16 protein-coding genes and 1 pseudogene are annotated in these 20,625 nt (G+C 62.0%); 4 read left to right on the plus strand and 13 right to left on the minus strand.

The window, feature by feature from the left end; all coding sequences use genetic code 11:
* Positions 1–3 precede the first annotated feature (3 nt).
* The 11 genes from RCH09_RS16070 to RCH09_RS16120 form a co-directional block, all read right to left on the minus strand.
* The gene (locus RCH09_RS16070; protein WP_326942146.1) at positions 4–2,520 is read right to left on the minus strand and encodes an alpha/beta fold hydrolase; all 2,517 of its coding nucleotides are present in this window, start codon (positions 2,518–2,520) and stop codon (positions 4–6) included.
* Positions 2,521–2,542: 22 nt separating this feature from the next.
* Complete coding sequence (locus tag RCH09_RS16075) at positions 2,543–4,168, minus strand: bifunctional aminoglycoside phosphotransferase/ATP-binding protein (RefSeq protein ID WP_326942147.1); 1,626 nt, start codon at positions 4,166–4,168, stop codon at positions 2,543–2,545.
* On the minus strand, positions 4,165–5,151 hold the full coding sequence (locus RCH09_RS16080) for a zinc-dependent alcohol dehydrogenase family protein (RefSeq protein WP_326942161.1): 987 nt from the start codon (positions 5,149–5,151) through the stop codon (positions 4,165–4,167). The genes RCH09_RS16075 and RCH09_RS16080 overlap by 4 nt, the downstream gene beginning before the upstream one ends.
* A gap of 292 nt (positions 5,152–5,443) precedes the next feature.
* Positions 5,444–6,523: an aminopeptidase gene (locus tag RCH09_RS16085; protein ID WP_326942148.1), complete on the minus strand. Its 1,080-nt coding sequence runs from the start codon at positions 6,521–6,523 to the stop codon at positions 5,444–5,446.
* A 21-nt stretch (positions 6,524–6,544) separates the two neighbouring features.
* Entirely contained in the window at positions 6,545–8,629 is a 2,085-nt protein-coding gene (locus RCH09_RS16090; protein WP_326942149.1) for a molybdopterin-containing oxidoreductase family protein, read from the minus strand.
* Between the two features lie 206 nt (positions 8,630–8,835).
* Positions 8,836–10,032: an acetylornithine deacetylase gene (gene argE / locus RCH09_RS16095; RefSeq protein ID WP_326942150.1), complete on the minus strand. Its 1,197-nt coding sequence runs from the start codon at positions 10,030–10,032 to the stop codon at positions 8,836–8,838.
* Positions 10,033–10,052: 20 nt separating this feature from the next.
* The gene (locus RCH09_RS16100) at positions 10,053–11,054 is read right to left on the minus strand and encodes an ABC transporter ATP-binding protein (protein ID WP_326942151.1); all 1,002 of its coding nucleotides are present in this window, start codon (positions 11,052–11,054) and stop codon (positions 10,053–10,055) included.
* Positions 11,051–12,031 (minus strand): ABC transporter ATP-binding protein, encoded by a 981-nt coding sequence (locus RCH09_RS16105; protein ID WP_326942152.1) that lies wholly within the window; start codon positions 12,029–12,031, stop codon positions 11,051–11,053. The genes RCH09_RS16100 and RCH09_RS16105 overlap by 4 nt, the downstream gene beginning before the upstream one ends.
* A 7-nt stretch (positions 12,032–12,038) precedes the next feature.
* Positions 12,039–12,926, minus strand: coding sequence for an ABC transporter permease (locus RCH09_RS16110; protein ID WP_326942153.1), 888 nt, complete (start codon positions 12,924–12,926; stop codon positions 12,039–12,041).
* A gap of 2 nt (positions 12,927–12,928) precedes the next feature.
* Complete coding sequence (locus RCH09_RS16115) at positions 12,929–13,906, minus strand: ABC transporter permease (protein ID WP_326942154.1); 978 nt, start codon at positions 13,904–13,906, stop codon at positions 12,929–12,931.
* A 4-nt stretch (positions 13,907–13,910) separates the two neighbouring features.
* Complete coding sequence (locus RCH09_RS16120) at positions 13,911–15,503, minus strand: ABC transporter substrate-binding protein (RefSeq protein WP_442785048.1); 1,593 nt, start codon at positions 15,501–15,503, stop codon at positions 13,911–13,913.
* A gap of 136 nt (positions 15,504–15,639) precedes the next feature.
* Here RCH09_RS16120 and RCH09_RS16125 point away from each other — a divergent pair, with 136 nt between their 5' ends.
* The 3 genes from RCH09_RS16125 to RCH09_RS16135 are packed head-to-tail and all read left to right on the plus strand — an operon-like array spanning position 15,640 to position 18,206.
* A complete protein-coding gene (locus tag RCH09_RS16125) occupies positions 15,640–16,845 on the plus strand; it encodes a M20 aminoacylase family protein (RefSeq protein WP_326942155.1) in 1,206 nt (401 codons plus the stop codon).
* Entirely contained in the window at positions 16,838–17,869 is a 1,032-nt protein-coding gene (locus RCH09_RS16130) for a DUF2891 domain-containing protein (RefSeq protein ID WP_326942156.1), read from the plus strand. The genes RCH09_RS16125 and RCH09_RS16130 overlap by 8 nt, the downstream gene beginning before the upstream one ends.
* On the plus strand, positions 17,853–18,206 hold the full coding sequence (locus tag RCH09_RS16135; RefSeq protein WP_326942157.1) for a DUF1304 domain-containing protein: 354 nt from the start codon (positions 17,853–17,855) through the stop codon (positions 18,204–18,206). Before RCH09_RS16130 ends, RCH09_RS16135 begins: the two co-directional genes overlap by 17 nt.
* A gap of 6 nt (positions 18,207–18,212) precedes the next feature.
* Here the strand turns inward: RCH09_RS16135 and RCH09_RS16140 are convergent, their stop codons facing one another.
* Positions 18,213–19,304 (minus strand): NAD(P)-dependent oxidoreductase, encoded by a 1,092-nt coding sequence (locus RCH09_RS16140; RefSeq protein ID WP_326942158.1) that lies wholly within the window; start codon positions 19,302–19,304, stop codon positions 18,213–18,215.
* Positions 19,305–19,459: 155 nt separating this feature from the next.
* On the opposite strand from RCH09_RS16140, the gene RCH09_RS16145 reads away from it, so the two are divergent.
* A complete protein-coding gene (locus RCH09_RS16145; protein WP_326942159.1) occupies positions 19,460–20,005 on the plus strand; it encodes an acyloxyacyl hydrolase in 546 nt (181 codons plus the stop codon).
* A 101-nt stretch (positions 20,006–20,106) separates the two neighbouring features.
* On the opposite strand, the pseudogene RCH09_RS16150 reads toward RCH09_RS16145, so the two are convergent.
* Positions 20,107–20,520, minus strand: a pseudogene (locus RCH09_RS16150) (integrase core domain-containing protein); the annotation flags it as partial.
* Between the last annotated feature and the right edge of the window lie 105 nt (positions 20,521–20,625).

Here is a 20,625-nt window from a genome sequence, read left to right on the forward strand (position 1 = left end):
GTTCTATTCAACGCAGATGCTATCGGGCAGGGCACTGGCGTGCAAGCGTTTTGCGCAGTATTCCAGCAACTCTGTTTCCGAAATCACCATGTTGCGATGCAGCACAACGGTGGCGCGCAGGTGCATGACGCCGACTTCATCGGACTCGAACCGGACCCGCGCCGAAGCCACGGCCGGGTGCTCGAACAGGATCTCTTCAATCTGGCGCGGAAACACCCGATGGCCGCTACGCACCAGCATGTTCTTGCGGCGGTCGATGATGCTGACATAGCCATCCTCATCCATGCTGGCAATGTCGCCGGTGGCCAGCCAGCCATCGTGCAGTCGCTGCGTGCTCAATGCCAGCAAGCGCTGGTCACGGCCACCGTAGCCGGCAAACACCTGCGGGCCGCGCACCTGCAATTCGCCCTGCCCATCGGCGCCGAGCACCATGCCGCTGTCGAGATCGACAATACGCACCTCGGTGTCGGGCAACGGCACCCCGACCACGCCGCTGAGATGGCGCGCCGCCAGCGGCATGGCCAGCACCGCCGGCGAGGCTTCGGTCAGGCCGTAGGCGTCGAACAGGCGTCCGCGCGTGATTTTCTCGAACTCTTCGCGGATCTCGCGCGGCAATGGCGAGCCGCTGACGGCGCACACCCGAATCGACGCCAGCCCGTAGCGCCGCACGCCCGGGCTATGCGCCAGCTGCCGCACGATCTCGGGCGTGGTCGGAAAATAGGTCGGGCGCATTTTCCGGACCGTGCGCAGCAACTGCGGCAGCTCGTCGTCCGGCAACAAAATCATCGTCGCGCCGAGATACACCGCCAGATGCAGCAATCCGGTCAAGCCATACGCCGTCGACAGCGGCTGCTGCGCCAGGAAGCGCTCGTCGCCGGGTCGCGATTCGGGCAGCCAGTGACGCAGTTGCAGCGCATTCGAGGCCAGATTGCCGTGCGACAGCGGCACCGGCAGCCCGTTGCCGCCGTTGCCCCACGTGTACACAATGACGGCGATTTGCCCGATCTCGACAACCTGTTCAGGCGCGGTATTGCGGCCACGCGCCAGCACCTGTCCGAACTTGATGAAGCGGCGCTCCGGCTTGCGATTTTTTTCATCTTGCCGAAAGCGTGGCAGCCAATGGCCGTGCTGGACCAGCTTGAAGGCGGCGAAGCGGGCCGCTTCGCGCCAGCTGCGGTAATCCATCAGGGAAGCAAACACCACGCGCCGCAAGCCGGCCGCGCGGGGATCGTCCTGCAGCGGCGCACGTAGCGCATCGTAGCGATCCGAGCTGGTGATCAGGGCCACCGTGTCCGTATCGGCAATGCGCTCGAGCAGCAGTTCCGGCGTGCTCCGGGCATCGCTGAGCACCGCCACGGCACCGATTTTCAGGATGCCGAAATAGGCGATGATCCACTGCGGACAATTCGGCAGCGCCAGCAGCACGGCTTCACCCGGCTTGATGCGCAATGCCAGCAGGCCATGTGCGAACCGGTTGGACAGCCGGTCGATGGCTTGCCAGCTCAGCGCCGCACCGAAGTACCGTGTCGCCGGCGTCGCCCCGAAACGGCGCGCGGTCGCCTCCAGCAGGCGCGGCAGCGACACCGTCGGCGGCTTGATTTGATACGGCGTGCGGGCATCGTAGTGCTTCAGCCACGGCCGCTCGGCCTCGAGCAGTTTGCGGGTATTACGGCGTTGCAGTTTTAGCGCGGCGCGCTGCGCGATGAACAGCAGCGGATCGGTATGGGATTGCAGAAAGCGGTCGATGGCGCGATTGACCGCGTCGGGTCGCTCGACCATCACCTGGTGCGCCGAGACCGGCACCACGACTTCTTCGGCGCCCGGGATCAGGCGCGCGACGTCGCGGTAGGAGCGGTCCGAAAACAGCGCATCGCGGTGCCCCAGAATCACCAGCGTCGGCACCTTGATGGCGCGCAAATAATCGGTGCCATCCCAGTCGGCGACGCCATTGCGATTTTGCAGATACACCACATGCGCAGGTGGATAGATCCGCGCCACCGGGAAACCCAGCAGCGGCATGACATCGAAGATGCGCTCCAGCAGCGTCGGCGGCACCCGCAACAGCAGGCGCCCCGCCAGTCGCAGCCGGAAGCGCACCGCCGAGGCAATCAACACCAGCGCACTGACCCGCTGCGGGTGGCGAGCGATGAATGCCGCCGCCAGTGCGCCACCGAATGAATGTGCGATCAGGATGAATTGCTGCGGCACCGCCAGTGCGGCGAGCGCCGCGTCGATATCGCCGAGCAGTTCGTCGACGTCATAGCGTGCCCCGGCATCGGCATCCGGCGCATCCGAATAACCGTGGCCGCGCAGATCCAGCGCAATGACCCGGTAATCACTCTGGAAATGATCGAGCTGCTGCTGCCAGTAGGCGGCGCGGCCGCCGAAGCCGTGCAGGAACACCATGGTCTGCGCCGCGTCGCGCGCGCCGGCTTCGACTACGCTCATTTCCAGCGGCTTGCCGGCGAGGCGCTGCGGCAGCTTGAGGGTGTGGCGGTGCAGGTCAGGGTCGAGGGGCATGGGCCATTGTAACCACCCGCGCTCAGGCGCGGTCGCGATCGGACTGCAATGCGGCCAGCAGCGGTGCGCAATGGCGCTTCACGCTGGCGTCATCAAACGGTGCCTCGGCGTCGACCACGATCAGGTACCGCGCTTCGTCAGCTCCGATCGGGTCGTACTGCGCATACTGATGCTGCAGCACCTCGACACCGGCATCGGAGGCGTCCCGTTCCGTTGTCTGGCGCGCGACGATGCGACCGCGCAGGGTGGCCTCGGACGCGTGCAAATCGATGATGAAGAACGGCACGCGCAGTGCTTCCGCCAGCGCGCAGAACAAGCCGCGCCGCGCTTTTTGCAGGAAGGCGGCATCGATGATGACCGCTGTCCCGGTCGCCACGATCTGTTGCGTCAGCTGCAGCAGCCGCTGATGGGTGGCGTCGCTGCTGGCTTCGGTATACAGCCCCTGCCCGATTGGCGCGGACCGGCGTGCGGCCGGATCAATGCCATGCATGCGCTTGCGCTCGACATCGGAGCGCAGCCGGATCGCACCGATCAATTCAAGCAGGTGTTGCGCATAGACCGACTTGCCGCTGCCGGAGTAGCCATGCATGAGGATGATGGCGCTGTGCTCCGGTGCGAGCCGGTGGGCGACGTAGTCCAGATAGCGCGTCGCCTCCGGACAGGGTGCGCTGGCGGCGGCGGCAATTGCGCCGTTGTGCAGGGTTTCACTGTGCTGACGCCGGCGCAACAGGGCGATGCGGGCGCGCACCAGCGCGCGCTGGATCTGGTAGTAGCGCAGCACTTGCAGGCCGCCATAGTCGCCGGTCAGCAACAGATAGCGATCCAGCAAACGGGCCGCCAGGGCCGCTGCGCCATGACACGCCAGATCCATGACGATGAAGGCCAGGTCGCTGATCACGTCGATCCAGCGCAGCGGCTCGCTGAATTCGAGGCAGTCGAATGCGGTCACACTGGCGTCGACGGTGATCACGTTGGCGGCATGCAGATCGCCGTGGCATTCGCGCACGAATCCTTGCGCCAGACGCTGTTCGAACAATGGCGCCATTCGCCGATGCTGACCGGCCTGCCAGGCCACGATACGGTTGATTGACTGATCGCCCGGCGTGATTCCCGCCAGCCCTGCGAGCGCGGCCAGGTTCTCGTCGGCGACCTGGCACACGGCGGCTGCCTTGCCCCAGCGGCAGTCCGACGCAGCCACCGGCACGGCCTGATGGAACGACGCCAGCTGGTCTGCCAGCGCATCGATTTCCAGCGCCGTCAGCGCGCCGCTGTCGGCCCGTTCCGACCACAGGCACTGCTGCGCGAAGGCCTGCATCCTGACCGCGTGGTCCAGCACCGGTCCGCTGCCGCCAACGACCGGATGGGCCACCGTGCCGGTCAGTGCGACCACCTCCAGATATAGCCAGGGCGCCAGCCTCCGGTTCAGACGCAGCTCCTCCGCGCAATAATAGTGGCGCGCCGCAACGGTGGAAAAGTCGACGAAATCGAAGCGCACCGCCTTCTTGAATTTGTAGGCATCGTGGCCTGCCACGATGACCCACGAGAGATGGGTCTGGAACAGGTGCGACTGCGTGCCCTGCGGCCCCTGTCGTTCGAGCAGTGCCGCAAACGCACGGACCAGGGTTTCCTGTTGGCGCAAGGCAGTCATCCCATGACCAGCACGGCGGCGCCATCAATTTTGCCGGCGCGCAGCGCATCCAGCGCAGCATTGGCCTGCGCCAGCGGAAAGGCCCGCGCGCTCACCTGCAGGTCGATGCGCTCGGCGATCGCCAGGAATGCAAGCACATCGGCGCGGGTCAGATTGGCCACCGAGCGCACCGTGCGTTCGCCCCACAGCAGCGCATACGCAAAGGCGGGGATCTCGCTCATGTGGATGCCGGCGCAGACCACGGTGCCGCCCTTCCGCACTGCCGCCAGCGCCAGTGGAACCAGCTCGCCGGCAGGGGCGAAGATCAGCGCCGCATCAAGCAGCGCCGGCGCTGGCACATCCGTGCCGCCGGCCCAGTGCGCGCCCAGCGACAGTGCAAATTGCTGCGAGCGGACGTCGCCGGGCCGGGTAAATGCATACACCCGGCGACCCTGGTGCCGCGCAACCTGCGTGATGATGTGCGCCGCGGCGCCAAACCCATACACGCCGAGGTGTTGGGCGTCGCCGGCCATCGCATAGGCCCGGTAGCCAATCAACCCGGCACACATCAGCGGCGCGGCCTGGAGATCGTCATGACGTGGCGGCAGCGCGAACGTGAAGCGCGCATCGGCGACCACGTATTGTGCATAGCCGCCATCCCGGTCGTAGCCGGTGAAGCGGGCGGCATCACACAGATTTTCCAGCCCGCTGCCGCAATAGCGACAGGCGCCACACGTCCCCCCCAGCCAAGGCACGCCAACCCGGTCGCCCACGGCAAACTGGCGCACGCCGGCACCGATGGCGCTGATCCTGCCGACGACTTCGTGCCCCATCACCAGCGGCCTTTTATGCACCGGCAATTCGCCGTCGGCGATGTGCAGATCGGTGCGGCACACGCCGCAGGCGCTGACCTTGATTTGCACCTCATGCGCCAGCGGCTGGGGCACCGGCAGCTGCATCGGCCGCAGCGGCAAGCCGGCTTGATCCAGCACCATCGCGGCCATGGTCGCGCGGTTGCGCGTCGCCGCGGCGGACAAATTCGGATTTTCCACAATGGCCTCGTCACGGTGTCGGGCGCCGGCGGGCTGGTCGAAACCTCCCTGCGCGCCTGATCTGATGGGTCCGCCAGCCTGCCTTCGGTCGGCAAGCAGCGGGATTGATCGGTGAAGCATAATCTGCTGGCGGCCGCGCGTACAGGCGCGCGTTCGTCGGCGTCACGCAGACTTGTCGAGAGTCATGTCAGGCGTCATTTCACGACACATCCGTGGCGCGCATTTTTATCTCCAGCAAGTCCGGCTATCGCGTCAGCTTCTCGTCCACCGATGCCAGTGCGGCGTTGCGCGTCAATTGCGCCAGCTGCTGCTTGCGCATGGCCGGCTCCTGCGCGGCCATGATTCTGGTGGCCCGATAGAATTTTCCGAGTGTCTTTTGCTCGGCCAGCAAGGCGCGAAATGCCGGCACGTAATCGTTGTAGGTCGCCACCGAGGCCAGGTGCGCGTTCGTCAGCGGCTCGGCAAACCAGCGGTCATAACCGGTATAACCGCCCCAGGCGACTTTGAGTTCCTGATACTCGTCCTTGAGCGCATGGAAGATCTTGCCCTTTTCCTTGCGCTTGTCGCCGTCGCTGACCTGGCGTGCGTAATTGACCAGCAGGCGCTGGCGATACTTCACCAGCAAGGTCAGGAAGTCCTTTTTGCGGCCTTCGAATTCGAGATAGGTCTGACGCATCTTGTCGTCGCCCTGCTTGGCCATCCAGCGTTCGACGCCGACTTCCTCGACCGCCGTGGCAAACGATTCATTGAACTGAGAATCGTCCTTGGCGTAAGCGACCTGATGCGCCAGCTCATGAAATACCAGCCGTGCCAGTTCGCCATCGGAATACTGGATGAAGGTCGACAGCACCGGATCATTGAACCAGCCCAGCGTCGAATAGGCGGCCACGCCCGCCATCTGCACATCGTAGCCAGCGCGACGCAAGGCAGCCGCGTATTCCTGGGCTTCGTTCTTGTTGTAATAGCCGCGATAGTTCACGCAGCCAGCAATCGGGAAGCACCATTGTGCCGGCTGCATCGACAGCTCGGGCGTGGCGACCACATTCCACAGCACGTACGGGCGCTTCAGGTCGGCGTACGTCTTGTAGCTGTTGTTGTCCGGCAGGCCCAATTCACGCGCGGCGTAATGGCGGATTTCCCGTACCTTGGTCAGGCGCTCCCTGAGCTTTTCGCCGATCTCCGGATCGGCCAGCCAGTCATCGATTGGACGCGCGCCCGACAACAGCGCAATCTGTCCCTGCGCCGCCTGATAGTAATAGTCGAGCTGCGCACATCCCGTTCCCGACAAGGCCACAAGGGCCACTAATGCTGTCCGCCAGTTCATGTTTGACTTTCCCGGAACACATCAACGCGCCACTTTTTCAACCTCGACCAGCAGGTCATAAAAAGTGGGGCCTCCCGCCATGTCGGTCAGACGCTGGCTGGTTAATTCATTGGCATTCTTTCCATCCACACCGAATTTCTTCCACCAGATCGACAGCCCCACCACCAGGCCCTGACGCGCCCGCTCGGTGACCCGCGCTTTGGCGAGGAAGCTGCCACGGTCATTGAAAATCCGGACCATGTCATCTGTGGCGATCTGGCGCGCTTTTGCGTCATCAGGATGCATATCCAGATGCGGCTCGCCTTCGGTGTCGCGCAGGCTGGTGACATTGACGAAGGTCGAATTGAGAAAATTGCGCGCCGGCGGCGAAATCATCGCCAGCGGATAGCGCTGCGCCAGCGCCGGATTGCTGGCCACCGATTCGTATGGCGCGATATAGGTCGGCAACGGGTCCAGCCCATCGGCCAGCATCGTCGCGGAATAGAATTCGCACTTGCCGGACGGCGTCGGAAAGCCGCCTTCGATGAAGGGGCCGTCCGGCACCACCAGCTTTTGCCAGCCGGTGCGCTTCAAGGCATCCCAGTCGAAGTGGATCGCGCGCGCATCGCGGGCGTCGAACGCCTTTGCCGCAATGGCATCGTCGCTTTCCTGGAAACACGGGTCATCGAAACCCATCGCCGCGGCGATCAGGCGGAAGATCTCCGTATTCGGCTTGGCTTCGCCGAGTGGCGCAATGGCTGCGTTGTTGGCCATCATGTACAGGTGGCCATAGGCGGAATGCGCGTCAACATGCTCCAGCTGGGTGGTCGCCGGCAGCACGATGTCGGCATAGTCGGCCGTGTCGGTCTGAAAATGTTCCAGCACCACCGTGAACAAATCCTCGCGCGCAAACCCCTGCATGACCACGCCGGACTGCGGCGCGACCGCCACCGGGTTGGAGTTGTAGACCAGCAGCGCGTCGATCTTCGGGCCGAACGCGGCGGACGATTCGCGCAGCAAATCGTCGCCGATGGTGCTCATGTTGATGGTCCGTACCGGCCGCGCCGGGTCGCTCAGGTCGGGACGTTCCAGCGCTTTTTTGTTCTTCGGGAAATTGCTCGACGTCGACAGCTGCACGCCGCCGGCCGGATTGCGCCAGGCGCCCACCAGCGCCGGCAGGCAGGTGATATTGCGCACCGCCATGCCGCCGCCGTGCACGCGCTGCAGGCCGTAGTTGACGCGAATTGCCACGCCGTCGCCACGTAGCGCCGCCGCGCCATATTCGCGCGCCAGCGTGACGATTTCGTCGACGCTGATGCCGCAAGTGTCGGCCACCCGTTGCGGCGGCCACTCGGCGGCACGCTCTTTCAATTGGTCGAAGCCCAGCGTATGGCGCGCGATGTAGTCATGGTCGAGCAGGTCGTCGGCGATCAGCACATGCATGATGCCCAGCGCCAGCGCCGCATCGGTGCCGGGCAACAGTGCAATATGCTGATGACATTTTTCGGCCGTCAACGAGCGGTACGGGTCAATCGCGATGACGCGGGCGCCGTTGCGCTTGGCTTCCTGCACCCGCATCCACAGATGCAGGTTCGAGGCAATCGGATTGCCACCCCAGATCAGGATCAGTTTGGCATTCTGGAATTGCTCGATGTCGGTGCCAATGCGCGCGCCAATCGTATAGGTGTAGCCAGCGGCGCCGGCCACGGCGCAAATCGTGCGGTCGAGCCGCGATGCGCCGAGCTTGTTGAAAAAACGCGATGACATGGACTCGCCCTGCACCAGCCCCATGGTGCCGGCGTAGCTGTACGGAACGATCGCCTGTGCATCCTTCGCTGCGATGGCCTTCAGGTGCGTTGCGATGGTCGTGATCGCTTCGTCCCAGCTGATGCGCACGAACTGGCCTTCACCTTTTTTGCCGCTACGCTTGAGCGGATACAGCAGGCGATCCTTGTGGTAAGTGCGTTCGGTGTAGCGCGCGACCTTGGTGCACAGCACACCCGCCGTGGTGGGATGGTCCGGGTCACCGCGCACGGCGGTGGCGACACCATCGTCGACGCTGACCAGCAGCGCGCAAGTATCGGGACAATCATGCGGGCACACCGCGCGCACTGTGGTTGACGTCATTGCAGATTCCAGAAGGCTGTTCGGCGACAAGCGACCGATGGTTGGACGACAATCCGGTCGCAGCGCTTGATGGCTCAATCATAGGCGCGCCCGGGCCGGATCGGGATGGACATACCTCTTCGACAAGGAAATATTTTCGCATGTGGCGGAAGCGACCACAATGCGTGATCAGATTGCTATCGAATCCATTAGCGTTAGGGCAAGGATCAGCCCTGCGCAGTGCTCGCCGGTGCGCTGTCGATCAATCGACGCATGAATTCTTCACATTGTCCCAGCTGGTCGAGCGCCACGAATTCGTTCGGGCGATGGGCCTGTTCGATATCACCGGGGCCGCAGATTACCGACGGAATTCCGGCCTGTTGAAACAGTCCGGCCTCAGTGCCGTACGAGACGGCGCCATTGGGTTTGTTGCGCGCCAGCGCAGCGGCCAGCTTGACGATCGCATCAGTTTCCTGCACCGAGAGACCGGGTGCGCTGGCCAGCATCTCGAATTGAATCGCGGCATTGGGCTCGATGCGCCGCATTTCCGGCAACAGCGTCGCCGCGAAATCCTGGATCTCCTGATACAGCCGGTCCGACGATGCGCCCGGCATGGTGCGCGCTTCGAACTGGAATTCGCAGTCCTTGGGTACGATGTTCGACGCCAGGCCGCCCTTGATGGTGCCGGTTTGCAGCGTCGTGAACGGCACCGTGAAGGCGTAGTCGCGCGCCTCCAGTTGCGCCAGCCGATCCGCCATCTGGCGGATGTAGACGATGATGCGGGCGGCATATTCGATCGAATTCACGCCCTGGGTGGTGTAGCTCGAATGGGCTTCGCGACCGGTGATGCAGCAGCGAAAACGGTGCGTGCCCTTGTGCGCGATGATCGGCTGCATCATGGTCGGTTCGCCGACGATGCAACCGGCGGTTGTCAGGCCGATGTCCTGCAGGTCGGCGATCAGGCTGCGCACGCCGATGCAACCGATTTCCTCGTCATACGACAGCGCCAGATGCAGCGGCGCATCCATGTTCGAGGCGAGATATTTCGGCGCCAGCACCAGTGCATTGGCGATGAAGCCTTTCATGTCGGCGCTGCCGCGTCCAAACAGTTTGTCGCCAATGATGGTGGCCTTGAAGGGATCGGTGTCCCACGACTGGCCGTCGACCGGCACCACATCGGTGTGACCGGAAAGCACCAGACCGGGCCGGCTGCCTTCGCCCAGCGTGGCGAACAGATTGGCTTTCCTGCCGCTGGCATCGTAGGTCAGTCGCGCGCTGACGCCCATGCCGGCCAGGTAATCGCGCACCCATTCGATCAGGCCCAGATTCGAATCGCGCGAGACGGTAGCAAAGCCGATCAGGCGTTCCAGCATGACCAGCAATTCGGGCGACGGTTGTGTGTGGGTTGATGCAGTGCTGCTCATGATGATGTGCCTTTGAAAATTCAGCGTTGTTCGTTCAGATGGCATGCCGAGAAATGCCCCGGTGCGATCTCCGCCAGCAGCGGCTGCTGCTCGCGGCAGCGCGCCATCGCATGCACGCAACGCGGATGAAAATGACAGCCACTGGGCGGCGCAAGTGGCGAGGCAATCTCGCCGCGGATCGCGACAAACTCCGTCTTGCGCGCGTCCAGCTTCGGCGCCGAGGCCAGCAGCGCCTGGGTATAGGGATGGTTGGCATGTTCAAACACCGCATCGGCCGACGCCGATTCGACCACCCGACCGAGGTACATGATAACCACACGGTCGGAAAGATGTCGAACCACCGCCAGATCATGGCTGATGAACAAATAGGTCAGGTCCAGTTCGTCGCGCAATCGGATGAACAGATTGAGCACCTGCGCCTGGATCGAGACATCGAGCGCCGCCACCGCCTCGTCGCAGACCAGGAATTCCGGTTGCACCGCCAGCGCGCGCGCGATGCCGACGCGGGCCCGTTGGCCGCCGGAAAACTGATGCGGAAAACGCCGCAGCATGGCAGCATCGAGCCCGACCCGCTGCAGCATCGCAGCGACGTAGTCGCGCTGCTCGGCGGCGCTGATCAATCCGTGCACGACCGGTGCTTCGCCGACGATGTCGAGCACGCGCAGGCGCGGGTTGAGCGAGGCGTAAGGGTCCTGGAAGATCATCTGGATGCCGAGCTGCTTGCGACGGCGCTCGGCAATGCTGCCTTGATCGATGTCCTCGCCCTTCCAGCGGCGACTGCCTGACGATGGCTGGTGCAGCCCCACCGCGATCCGGCCCAGCGTCGATTTGCCGCAGCCGGATTCCCCGACCAGGCCGACCACTTCGCCGCGCGCGATATGCAGATCGACCGCATCGACGGCATGCACGATTTCCTGCGGCGCGGCGACGCCCGCCAGACGCGCGATGCGTGCCGCGGTGTCGAGCGGCTTGACGAACCGCTTGCTGACCTGGTGCAGTTCCAGCATCGGGATGGTGCTCATGACAGCAGCTCCGCCATAGCCCCGACCGGATGAAAGCAGCGCAGCGCGCGGCCATCGACTTCCTGCAATTCGGGCTGCTGGTTGCAGGCAGCCGAGGCAGCATTGCAGCGGCTGCGGAAGGCGCATCCGTCCGGCAGGTTCAATAACGAGGGCGTCATGCCGGCGATCTGCTGCAACGGCACGCCGCGCCGGTTGCGCGAGGGCGCCGAGGCGATCAAGCCCTGCGTGTACGGGTGGCGCGGATGATCCAGCAGCTGTTGCACGGTGCCGCCCTCGACAATTTTCCCGGCATACATCACGCACATCGTATCGGCCAGTCCGGCCACCACCGACAGGTCATGCGTGATCCAGATCAGCGCGGTACCGGACCGGCTACACAGCTTTTGCATCTCGTGCAGTATCTGCGCCTGGATCGTCACGTCCAGCGCGGTGGTCGGTTCATCGCAGATGATCAGATCCGGTTTGTTGAGCAAGGCGATCGCAATGGCGACGCGTTGCCGCATGCCGCCCGAAAACTGATGCGGATAGGCCAGCAGGCGCGCGTCCGGCGACGCGATCCCGACCCGCGCAAGCGCATCACGCGCCATGTCGCGGGCGACGTGCTTGCTCACCGCATGATGCGCCAGCACGGTTTCCATCATCTGGGTGTCGACGCGCAGCACCGGATTGAGCGTCATCATCGGGTCCTGAAAGATCATCGCAATCCGCTCGCCGCGAATCTGGCGCATTGCCTCCGGACTCAGCCCGCGCAATTCACGGCCCTGAAACTGGATCGACCCGCCGACAATTTTGCCGGGCGCATCGATGAGCCCCATGATCGAATAGCCGGTCATGGATTTGCCGGAACCGGATTCGCCGACCAGCCCCATGATCTGGCCCGGCATGACCGAAAAGGAGACGTCATCGACTGCCTTGACGGTGCCTTCGCGAGTGCTGAACTGGGTACTCAGATTGGTGACGCGCAGGGTCGGGATCATGGCGGGCTCATTGCAGTTGCAGACGCGGATTCAGGACATCGCGCAGTTGATCGGCCACCAGGTTGATGGCCACGACGGTCAGCAGCAAGGCGATGCCGGGGAAGAAACTGATCCAGTACTTGCCCGACATCAGATACTGGAAGCCATTGGCGATCAACAAACCGAGCGACGGCTCCGTGACCGGCAGGCCGAGCCCGAGAAACGATAGCGTCGCTTCGAGCGAAATCGCCGACGCCACCTGGAGGGCGGCAATCACAATCAGCGGTGGCAGGCAGTTCGGCAGCAAATGCCGCAGCATGATGCGGGCCGGCGACAGCCCCAGCACGATGGCTGCGTCGATGTATTCCTTCTTGCGCTCGACCAGCGCGGCGCTGCGGGCGGTGCGCGCATAGTAGGCCCACTGCACCGCGACCAGCGCGATGATGATCTTGCCCACGCCCTGCCCGGTCAGCGCCAGCAGGATCAAGGCAATCAGGATGGGCGGGAACGATAACTGGATGTCGGCCACGCGCATGATCAGGCTTTCGGTGCGACCGCCTGCGTACCCGGCCAGCAGTCCCAGCGTCAGGCCGATCGCCAGTGCGATGGCGGTGCTGGCGACGCCCACCATGACCGAGATGCGGATGCCGTACAGAATCGCCGACAGCATGTCGCGGCCCTGTTCGTCGGTGCCGAGCAGGAAGGTCAATTGGCCATCGACCGACGTCTGGCCCGGCGGCAGGCGCGAGTCCATCACATCCAGATGCGCCAGATCGTACGGATTCTGCGGTGACAGCCAGGGCGCAAAGAGCGCTGCCAGCATGATCACAAGCAGCAATACGAAGCCGGTCGTGGCGATCCTGCTGCTGAAGAAGTGTCGCGCAAAGCGCCGCAATGGCGCATCGTTGTCGTGCATGCTCATCCTTTGAGTTCCGCCAGCCGCACACGCGGATCAAGTACCGAATACAGCACATCGACCACCAGATTGATGAGGATGAAGATCAGTACGATCAGCATCAGATAGGCAACGATGACGGGCCGGTCGAGAATCCGGATCGAGTCGATGATCAGCTTGCCCATGCCCGGCCAGGCGAAGACCGATTCGGTGACAATCGCAAACGCGATGATGGAGCCGAACTGCAACGCAATTACCGTGACGATCGGGATCAGAATGTTCTTGAGCACATGCACGCCGATGATGCGGCGGTTGCGCAATCCCTTGGCACGCGCGAAGCGGACATAATCCTGCAGCAAGGCTTCCTGGGCGCCGGCGCGGGTGAGCCGGATCACCAGCGCGATATTGAACAAGGCCAGGTTCAAGGCCGGCAGCAGCAGATGGCGCAACCCATCCATCGACAGGAAGCTGACCGGCACGCCGAACAGCAGTTGCGTGGTGCCGCGTCCGCTCGACGGCAACCAGCCCAACTGGACCGCAAACACCATGATCAGCATCAGCCCGACCCAGAACGTCGGCAGCGAAAAACCGAGGATCGAAACCGCCATGATGGCCTTTGCCAACGCACTCTGTGGCCGCAGGCCGGCCCACAGCCCGAGCGGAATCCCGATCACAATGGCCAGCAGGATGGCGCTGAAGGCCAGCTCCATGGTGGCCGGCATGCGTTCGACAATCAATGTCAGCGCCGGGGTGGAGAAGGCGAACGAGCGCCCCATGTCGCCGTGCACGGCATTCACGATGAACAGCAAATATTGCCGCCACAACGGCTGGTCGAGTCCGAACGCAGCGATGGTGCGGGCGCGATCGAGCTGATCGGCATCGGGGCTGATCAGCATGTCGATCGGATTGCCGATGGCGTACACGCCGACAAATACCAGCAGCGACATGACCAGCAATACGACCAGGCTTTGCAGCAGCCGCCGCAGGATGAATACCGGCATTGGCTTACTGGGAGAACTGGTAGGCGTGCGTGCGTTCGTCAGTGCGCGGCAGGTACACGATGCCCTTTTTGGTTGCCCAGGTGGTGACCTGATGATGCAACGGGATCACGCCACCGTCGTGGATCAGAATCGCGGTGGCATCCTGCAGCAGCTTCAGACGTTCGCGGTCATCGACGGTATTGAGCGCCTTGAGCAAGGGCTCGTCCATTTTCGGATTGCAGTACTTGAGCCAGTTGAAGCCGCCCAGGCCCTTGGCCGGGTTCTCGCACGCCACCAGTGCACGCAGTGGCGACGACACTTCACCGGTTTGCGCGCCCCAGCCGAGCAGGCCCATCGAATATTCCTGCTTGGCGCCGCGGGCCGAATACACCCCCATCGGCAAGCCCTCGATTTTGGTCGCCACGCCGACCCGCGACCACATTTGCGCGATGGTCTGGGCAATTTTTTCATCGTTGACGTAGCGGTTGTTCGGGGTATGCAGGGTCAGGCCGAAACCGTTGGGATAGCCGGCCTCGGCCAGCAGTTTCTTCGCGCCTTCGGGATCGTACTTGAGCACTTTCAATGCCGGGTTGTGGCCGAACAGCGTACCAGGCACCAGATTGCTGGTCGGTTCCGACAGTCCTTCCATCACGCGCTCCTTGATCGCCTCGCGGTTGATTGCCATCGACAGGGCAATGCGCACCCGCGCATCCTGCAGCGGGTTTTTGTCGAGCGGCTTGCCGTCGCGGTCAGTGATGAATGGCGATTTTTCGCGGCGCGTATCGGGATACAGGTAGATCACCCGATGCGACACCTTCGAAAACAGCGCGAGCGCCTGATTGGCGCGCACCTGCGCCAGATCCGGGGTCGGCACATTTTCGATGGCCTGCACATCGTCCGCCAGCAGCGCGGCAAGGCGCGTGGCGCCATTTGGGATGAAGCGCAAGGTCACTTTCGGCCAGACCGGCTTCTTGCCCCAATAGCCGTCATTGCGATCGAGTTCGAGCCGGTCATCGCGCAGGAATTTCACGAACTTGTACGGACCGGTGCCAACCATGCCCTTGCCACTGGCAAAGTCATCACTGGACAGCCCGGTGGTCGCTTTTTTGGAGACGATGTAGATCGATGTCAGATCCGCCAGCAACAAGGGATAGGGCTCCTTGGTGGTGAAGCGGATGGTGTTGGCATCGACGATCTTCTTGTTGATGATGGCCTTGGTGTAGACATCGAATTTGCCGGGACTGCCGATGATGGTGGCGGGTCGGTCGATTGACCAGGCGACGTCTTCGGTGGTCAGGTCGCTGCCATCATGGAACTTGACGCCCTTGCGCAGCTTGAATTCCCAGGTCAGGTTGTTGATCATGGTCCACGATTCGGCCAGGCCCGGAATGATGCGACTGTCGGCATCCATGGTCACCATCGTTTCAAAGATGTGGTCGGAGACGTTCAGATTTGGAAACAGATTATAAAAATGCGGGTCCATCGACGTCGGTGGCGAACTCAATGCCAGCTTCAGATCCTGCGCCATTGCGCCGGGGGCAAGCAGTACAAATAGCGCCGCGAAGGTCAGCGCGAAAAAATGGTTCACTGCGGATTTTGACTGAAACGACATGCGCATTGTGGTCTCCATGGGGTTGAACACACTCTGACGGTGTCCGGGTAATATACACAACTTGCCTGTTTGCTCTTGTTTGACGCAGTTAACCCGCAGCAATGCAGCGGTAATCCATCGCAACATTTTTCAGGTGATCACCATGAAATTGATTGATCCCATCATTGCATTTCACGCCGAGTTGCAGGAGATACGGCGCACGATCCATGCCCATCCGGAGCTTTGCTACGAAGAGCAGCACACGTCCGATTTGGTCGCGCAGAAATTGACCGAGTGGGACATTCCGGTGTTGCGCGATATGGGTGTCACCGGCGTGGTCGGCATCATCCGGCGCGGCACCGGTAGCAATGCGATCGGCCTGCGCGCCGACATGGATGCCCTGCCGGTACAGGAACTGAACAGCTTTCCGCACAAGTCGCAGCACGACGGGAAAATGCACGCCTGTGGCCACGATGGGCACACCGCGATGCTGCTTGGCGCGGCGCATTACCTCGCCAAATACGGCCGCTTTGACGGCACCGTGTATGTCATCTTTCAACCGGCCGAAGAGGGTGGCGCCGGCGCGAAGCGGATGATCGAAGACGGCCTGTTCGAGCGCTGCCCGATGCAGTCGGTGTATGGCATGCACAATTGGCCGGGCGCACCGGTCGGGACATTCGGCGTGACGCCGGGTCCGATGATGGCGTCCTCCAACGAATTCAAGTTGGTGATTCACGGCAAGGGCTCCCATGCAGCGCAACCGCACAAGGGGATCGATCCCGTGATGGTTGCGGTGCAGATTGCACAAGCGTGGCAGACCATTATCTCGCGCAACAAAAATCCGCTGGATGCCGGTGTGTTGTCGATCACGCAGATCCACGCCGGCAGTACCACCAACGTTATCGCCGACGAAGCCAGCCTGATCGGCACCGTGCGCACGTTCAGCACCGCGGTGCTTGACCTGATCGAACAGCGCATGCGGGACATCGCCACCCACACTGCGGCGGCCTTCGAAGCGCAAGTCAGTTTTGCTTTCAAGCGCAATTATCCGCCCTTGATCAACCATGCCGAGCAGACAGCGTTCGCAGTCGGGGTGCTGCGCGACATTGTCGGGGCGAGCAACGTCAATGCCACGGTAGAACCAACCATGGGCGCCGAGGACTTCGCCTTCATGCTGCAAGAAAAACCGGGTTGCTATGTCTTTATCGGCAATGGCGAGGGCGAGCACCGCGACATGGGCCATGGCCTTGGTCCCTGTAATTTGCATAATCCGAGTTACGACTTCAACGATGCCTTGCTGCCAATTGGGGCCACGTATTGGGTGCGACTGGCGGAGGCGGCCCTCGCTGCGGGGGTGAAGCATGATTGAGCCCGAACTGGCGTCTCGATTTGTTGGCATAGCGCTCGCCAATATCGCGCAGGAATTTCCGAACAAGCTTGATCACGTGCTGAATTCGGCCATCGATGTGCGCGGACCCCATGATCTGCATCCGATTTTCTTCGGCAGCTACGACTGGCATTCGTCCGTGCACATGCACTGGCTGCTGGTGCGGTCCTTGCGCCTCGCCCCCTATTCGGAACAGGCGCAGCACATCGCCGCCCGGTTCGACCACTCGCTGGCGCCGGCCCATGTGGCGGTGGAGATCGCGTATCTGCACCAGCCTTCGCGCGCGACCTTCGAGCGCACCTACGGCTGGGCCTGGCTGCTGAAGTTGCAGACGGAGCTGATCCTGCTTGCGCGCACGATGCCTCATGCGGTGCGCTGGCGCGATGCAATGCAACCGCTGGCGGATGTAATCGTTGATCGCTACCTGCAATTCCTTCCGCTGGCCGGCTATCCGATTCGCGCCGGTACGCATGCAAACAGCGCCTTCGGCCTGCTGTTTGCGCTGGAATATGCGCACGTGCATCAGCATCCGGCGCTGCGCAAACTGATCACCGAGCGAGCCCATCTCTGGTTCGGCAACGACCCGCGCTATCCGGCCCACTATGAACCCGGCGGCGACGACTTTCTGTCCGGCGGACTGGTCGAGGCAGCACTGATGCTGCAACTGCTTGATGGCTGCGATTTTGCCGACTGGTGGGAAGTGTTTTGTCCGCCCGAGCAGGAACTGCATCATTGGCTGACGCCGGTCGTGGTGACGGACCGGGCGGATGCCAAGCTATCCCATCTCGATGGACTGAATCTGTCGCGCGCGTGGTGCTGGAAAATGTTGCTGCGCGAGCTTCCAGCCTCCCTGCATGGGCCAGTGACAACGTCGATCGATGCGCATCTCGTCGCATCATTACCTCACGCAAGCGGCGGCGACTACGTCGGAACCCATTGGCTCGCGACGTTCGCGATGCTGGTACTCACAGAAGAAGACAGGGCACTCAATGAAACTGCTGGCTGACGTTGTTGTTGGAGCGATTGCGATTGAACACATCTGGATCATGATCCTGGAGATGTTCCTGTGGACCCACCCGATTGGGCGGCGCGCGTTTGGGCAATCGCTGGAGGCAGCGCAGGCTTCGCAGGTGCTGGCGGCAAATCAGGGGTTGTACAACGGCTTCCTGGCTGCCGGCCTGATTTGGGGTCTGGTGTCGGGGGACTGGTCGTTCAAGCTGTTCTTCGCCGGCTGTGTGCTGGTCGCCGGTGTGTATGGCGGCATGACGGCCAAGCGCTCCATTCTTGTCGTCCAGGCACTACCGGCATTGATCGCTGTGCTGCTGTTGCTGACAACGCATTGACCGTATTCATTCGAGCCTGTCCGGGGCCGTGCCCAGCCGCAAACCGGGGTTGTGTTGTTCCAGCGCGAGCAGGATCGCGGACTGGTCGGCGCACGGGACAGTGTCCAGAATGCTTTGGTAGTTTGCGCTGACGAGCGCCGTGACTGGCAGCGTCACCTGTACGTCGCTGGCAAGCGACAGAATGTTGTGCATGTCCTTGGCCTGGCTTTTTACTTGCCCGCCCGGCCGAAAGTCCCGCTCAAGCATGCGCTGTCCATGGACTTCCAGGATTCGGCTTTCGGCGAAGCCACCCCGTAACGCCGCTCTTACTGCAACCGGGTCGGCGCCAGCGGCTTCGGCGAGCAGAAGGGCCTCGGCGACGATATTCAAGGTTGCCCCGACGATTAGCTGATTGCACAATTTCGCGATCTGCCCCGCTCCCGGGCCGCCAACCAGCGTTGCCCTGCCCAGCTCCGCAAACATCGGTTGCGCACGTACAAAATCAACCTCCTGCCCGCCGACCATGATTGCCAGGCTTCCTGTTTGCGCGCCCATCACGCCACCGGATACCGGTGCATCGAGGCTGGCGATTCCGCGCTCGGCAACCATTTGATGCAAAACTCGCGCTTCGGATGGCTGAATGGAACTCATGTCGATCAACAGCGCGTTGCAGGGAATGGCAGGAATGGCCGCCGCGACGACTGCCAAGACTGCCGGTCCCGCCTCCAACATCGTGATGATCAGCTGTGCCGACGCCACCGCCTCTGCGGGTGTCGCAGCGATATCTGCACCGAGGTCTCGGAGTGCCTCGGCCTTATCCGATGTCCGGTTCCATGCAACTACTCGGTAACCTGCCCTTATCAGACGGGTCGCCATAGGCTTTCCCATCAAACCGATCCCTAAAAAAGCAATGGTTGTGGCTGCACGCTCGTTATGGTTCATTGTCGCGTTCTCTGTTTTGGTGTTCGGGTTGGCGGGCCTCGATAATATCGAATCATCGCCGGAGAGGCCCTGATATTTCGCCAATTCCCGCCGGCTTTTACCTCCGGAAACGGACATCCGCGGTTGATGGCCGCCACCTCTGCTAAGATTGGTCCGGGCAATTTTGAATGGTTCCATTTTCGACTGCGCGTTTGCGTTGCTGTGGAAATAGAACCATCATGAGATCCATGCAGATTTTCTTCGAGCGCTTGTTTCAGCGGCCCTGTCGGCGCATCCGTGAGGAGTTGACCGGACGGAACGAGCGGTTTTTTTTCATATGATTTGAGGTATTCATGAGTAAGTCGTTAATTTCTAAGCTAGTAGTCCTGAGTGGCCTGATCGTCGGGCCTTGCGTGAGCGCCTACGCAATCGACAACGTATCTGCAGAAGTCGCAACCGGTAACAAGTCCCAGGTTTACCGCCTCGGCGCGCAATGGAATATGGATCGCCAGTGGTTTCAATCCGACAAGTCGGAACTGTGGGGTTATTGGGACGCTACGATCGCTGGCTGGAAGGCGAATAAATTTGAAGGGCGCGACGGCGCGACCCAAAGTTTTGTAGATATTGGATTCACGCCAACTGCGCGATGGCAGGCCCTGAATCATCAAGGTATCTACTTCGAGAGCGGACTGGGACCGCACATTAATTCGGATGTATATAACAACAATGGAAGGCGGCTTTCGACCCACCTGCAATTTGGCACGCATCTAGGCCTTGGCTATGTGACGGCAGGCGGGTTGGATCTCGCGCTGAAAATCCAGCATTTCTCGAATGGCGGGATCAAGCAGCCGAACAATGGCGTCAACTTTGCGATTGTAAAAGTGGGCTATAGATTTTGAGGTAAGGTAGCAGAAGCGATAGCAGACAGAGCCGGCCAACAAGTTGCCGGCTTTTTTATGCCGTGTTGCAAAGGAAGGTAGCAGTTGACCTGCTCCCCAAATTAGTACGGAACCGACATTGAGTCTGCGGTTAATAAGTTGTCCGCAAATCTGCTCGGCGTCAGATAGCCGAGCGAGCTATGCGGGCGTTCCTGGCTGTACTCGTCGCGCCAGGCCGCAATGATTTGCCTGGCGTGACGCATGGATAGGAACCAGTGCTCATTCAAGCATTCATCCCGGAACTTGCCATTGAAGCTTTCAATGTACGCATTCTGTTGCGGCTTTCCCGGCTCAATGAAGCGTAACTGTAACTGCCTGCGGTAGGCCCACTCATCCAATACCTTGCTGACAAATTCGGGGCCATTGTCGACCGTCACTGACATCGGCAATCACCGGCTCTCTGCCAGACGTTCCAGGACATCGACCACGCGCTTGCCCGGCAACGACGTATCGACTTCAATGGCGAGGCACTCCTTCGGTAAGCGCATCAGCAACGCCGTCTGTACATCACGCCATTGACCCGCCAAAGTGGTGCCCACCAAATAGTAGTGGGGATCACTTTGAACACAGCCATCCAATCC

This window comes from Actimicrobium sp. GrIS 1.19 (assembly GCF_035984655.1).
GTDB lineage: Bacteria > Pseudomonadota > Gammaproteobacteria > Burkholderiales > Burkholderiaceae_D > Actimicrobium.

Bases quoted from the DNA above. Each gene is read 5' to 3' on its own strand.
- RCH09_RS16070 (WP_326942146.1), bottom strand. From the start codon at position 2,520: ATGCCCCTCGACCCTGACCTGCACCGCCACACCCTCAAGCTGCCGCAG.
- RCH09_RS16075 (WP_326942147.1), bottom strand. From the start codon at position 4,168: ATGACTGCCTTGCGCCAACAGGAAACCCTGGTCCGTGCGTTTGCGGCA.
- RCH09_RS16080 (WP_326942161.1), bottom strand. From the start codon at position 5,151: ATGGCCGCGATGGTGCTGGATCAAGCCGGCTTGCCGCTGCGGCCGATG.
- RCH09_RS16085 (WP_326942148.1), bottom strand. From the start codon at position 6,523: ATGAACTGGCGGACAGCATTAGTGGCCCTTGTGGCCTTGTCGGGAACG.
- RCH09_RS16090 (WP_326942149.1), bottom strand. From the start codon at position 8,629: ATGACGTCAACCACAGTGCGCGCGGTGTGCCCGCATGATTGTCCCGAT.
- argE (WP_326942150.1), bottom strand. From the start codon at position 10,032: ATGAGCAGCACTGCATCAACCCACACACAACCGTCGCCCGAATTGCTG.
- RCH09_RS16100 (WP_326942151.1), bottom strand. From the start codon at position 11,054: ATGAGCACCATCCCGATGCTGGAACTGCACCAGGTCAGCAAGCGGTTC.
- RCH09_RS16105 (WP_326942152.1), bottom strand. From the start codon at position 12,031: ATGATCCCGACCCTGCGCGTCACCAATCTGAGTACCCAGTTCAGCACT.
- RCH09_RS16110 (WP_326942153.1), bottom strand. From the start codon at position 12,926: ATGCACGACAACGATGCGCCATTGCGGCGCTTTGCGCGACACTTCTTC.
- RCH09_RS16115 (WP_326942154.1), bottom strand. From the start codon at position 13,906: ATGCCGGTATTCATCCTGCGGCGGCTGCTGCAAAGCCTGGTCGTATTG.
- RCH09_RS16120 (WP_442785048.1), bottom strand. From the start codon at position 15,503: ATGCGCATGTCGTTTCAGTCAAAATCCGCAGTGAACCATTTTTTCGCG.
- RCH09_RS16125 (WP_326942155.1), top strand. From the start codon at position 15,640: ATGAAATTGATTGATCCCATCATTGCATTTCACGCCGAGTTGCAGGAG.
- RCH09_RS16130 (WP_326942156.1), top strand. From the start codon at position 16,838: ATGATTGAGCCCGAACTGGCGTCTCGATTTGTTGGCATAGCGCTCGCC.
- RCH09_RS16135 (WP_326942157.1), top strand. From the start codon at position 17,853: ATGAAACTGCTGGCTGACGTTGTTGTTGGAGCGATTGCGATTGAACAC.
- RCH09_RS16140 (WP_326942158.1), bottom strand. From the start codon at position 19,304: ATGGAACCATTCAAAATTGCCCGGACCAATCTTAGCAGAGGTGGCGGC.
- RCH09_RS16145 (WP_326942159.1), top strand. From the start codon at position 19,460: ATGAGTAAGTCGTTAATTTCTAAGCTAGTAGTCCTGAGTGGCCTGATC.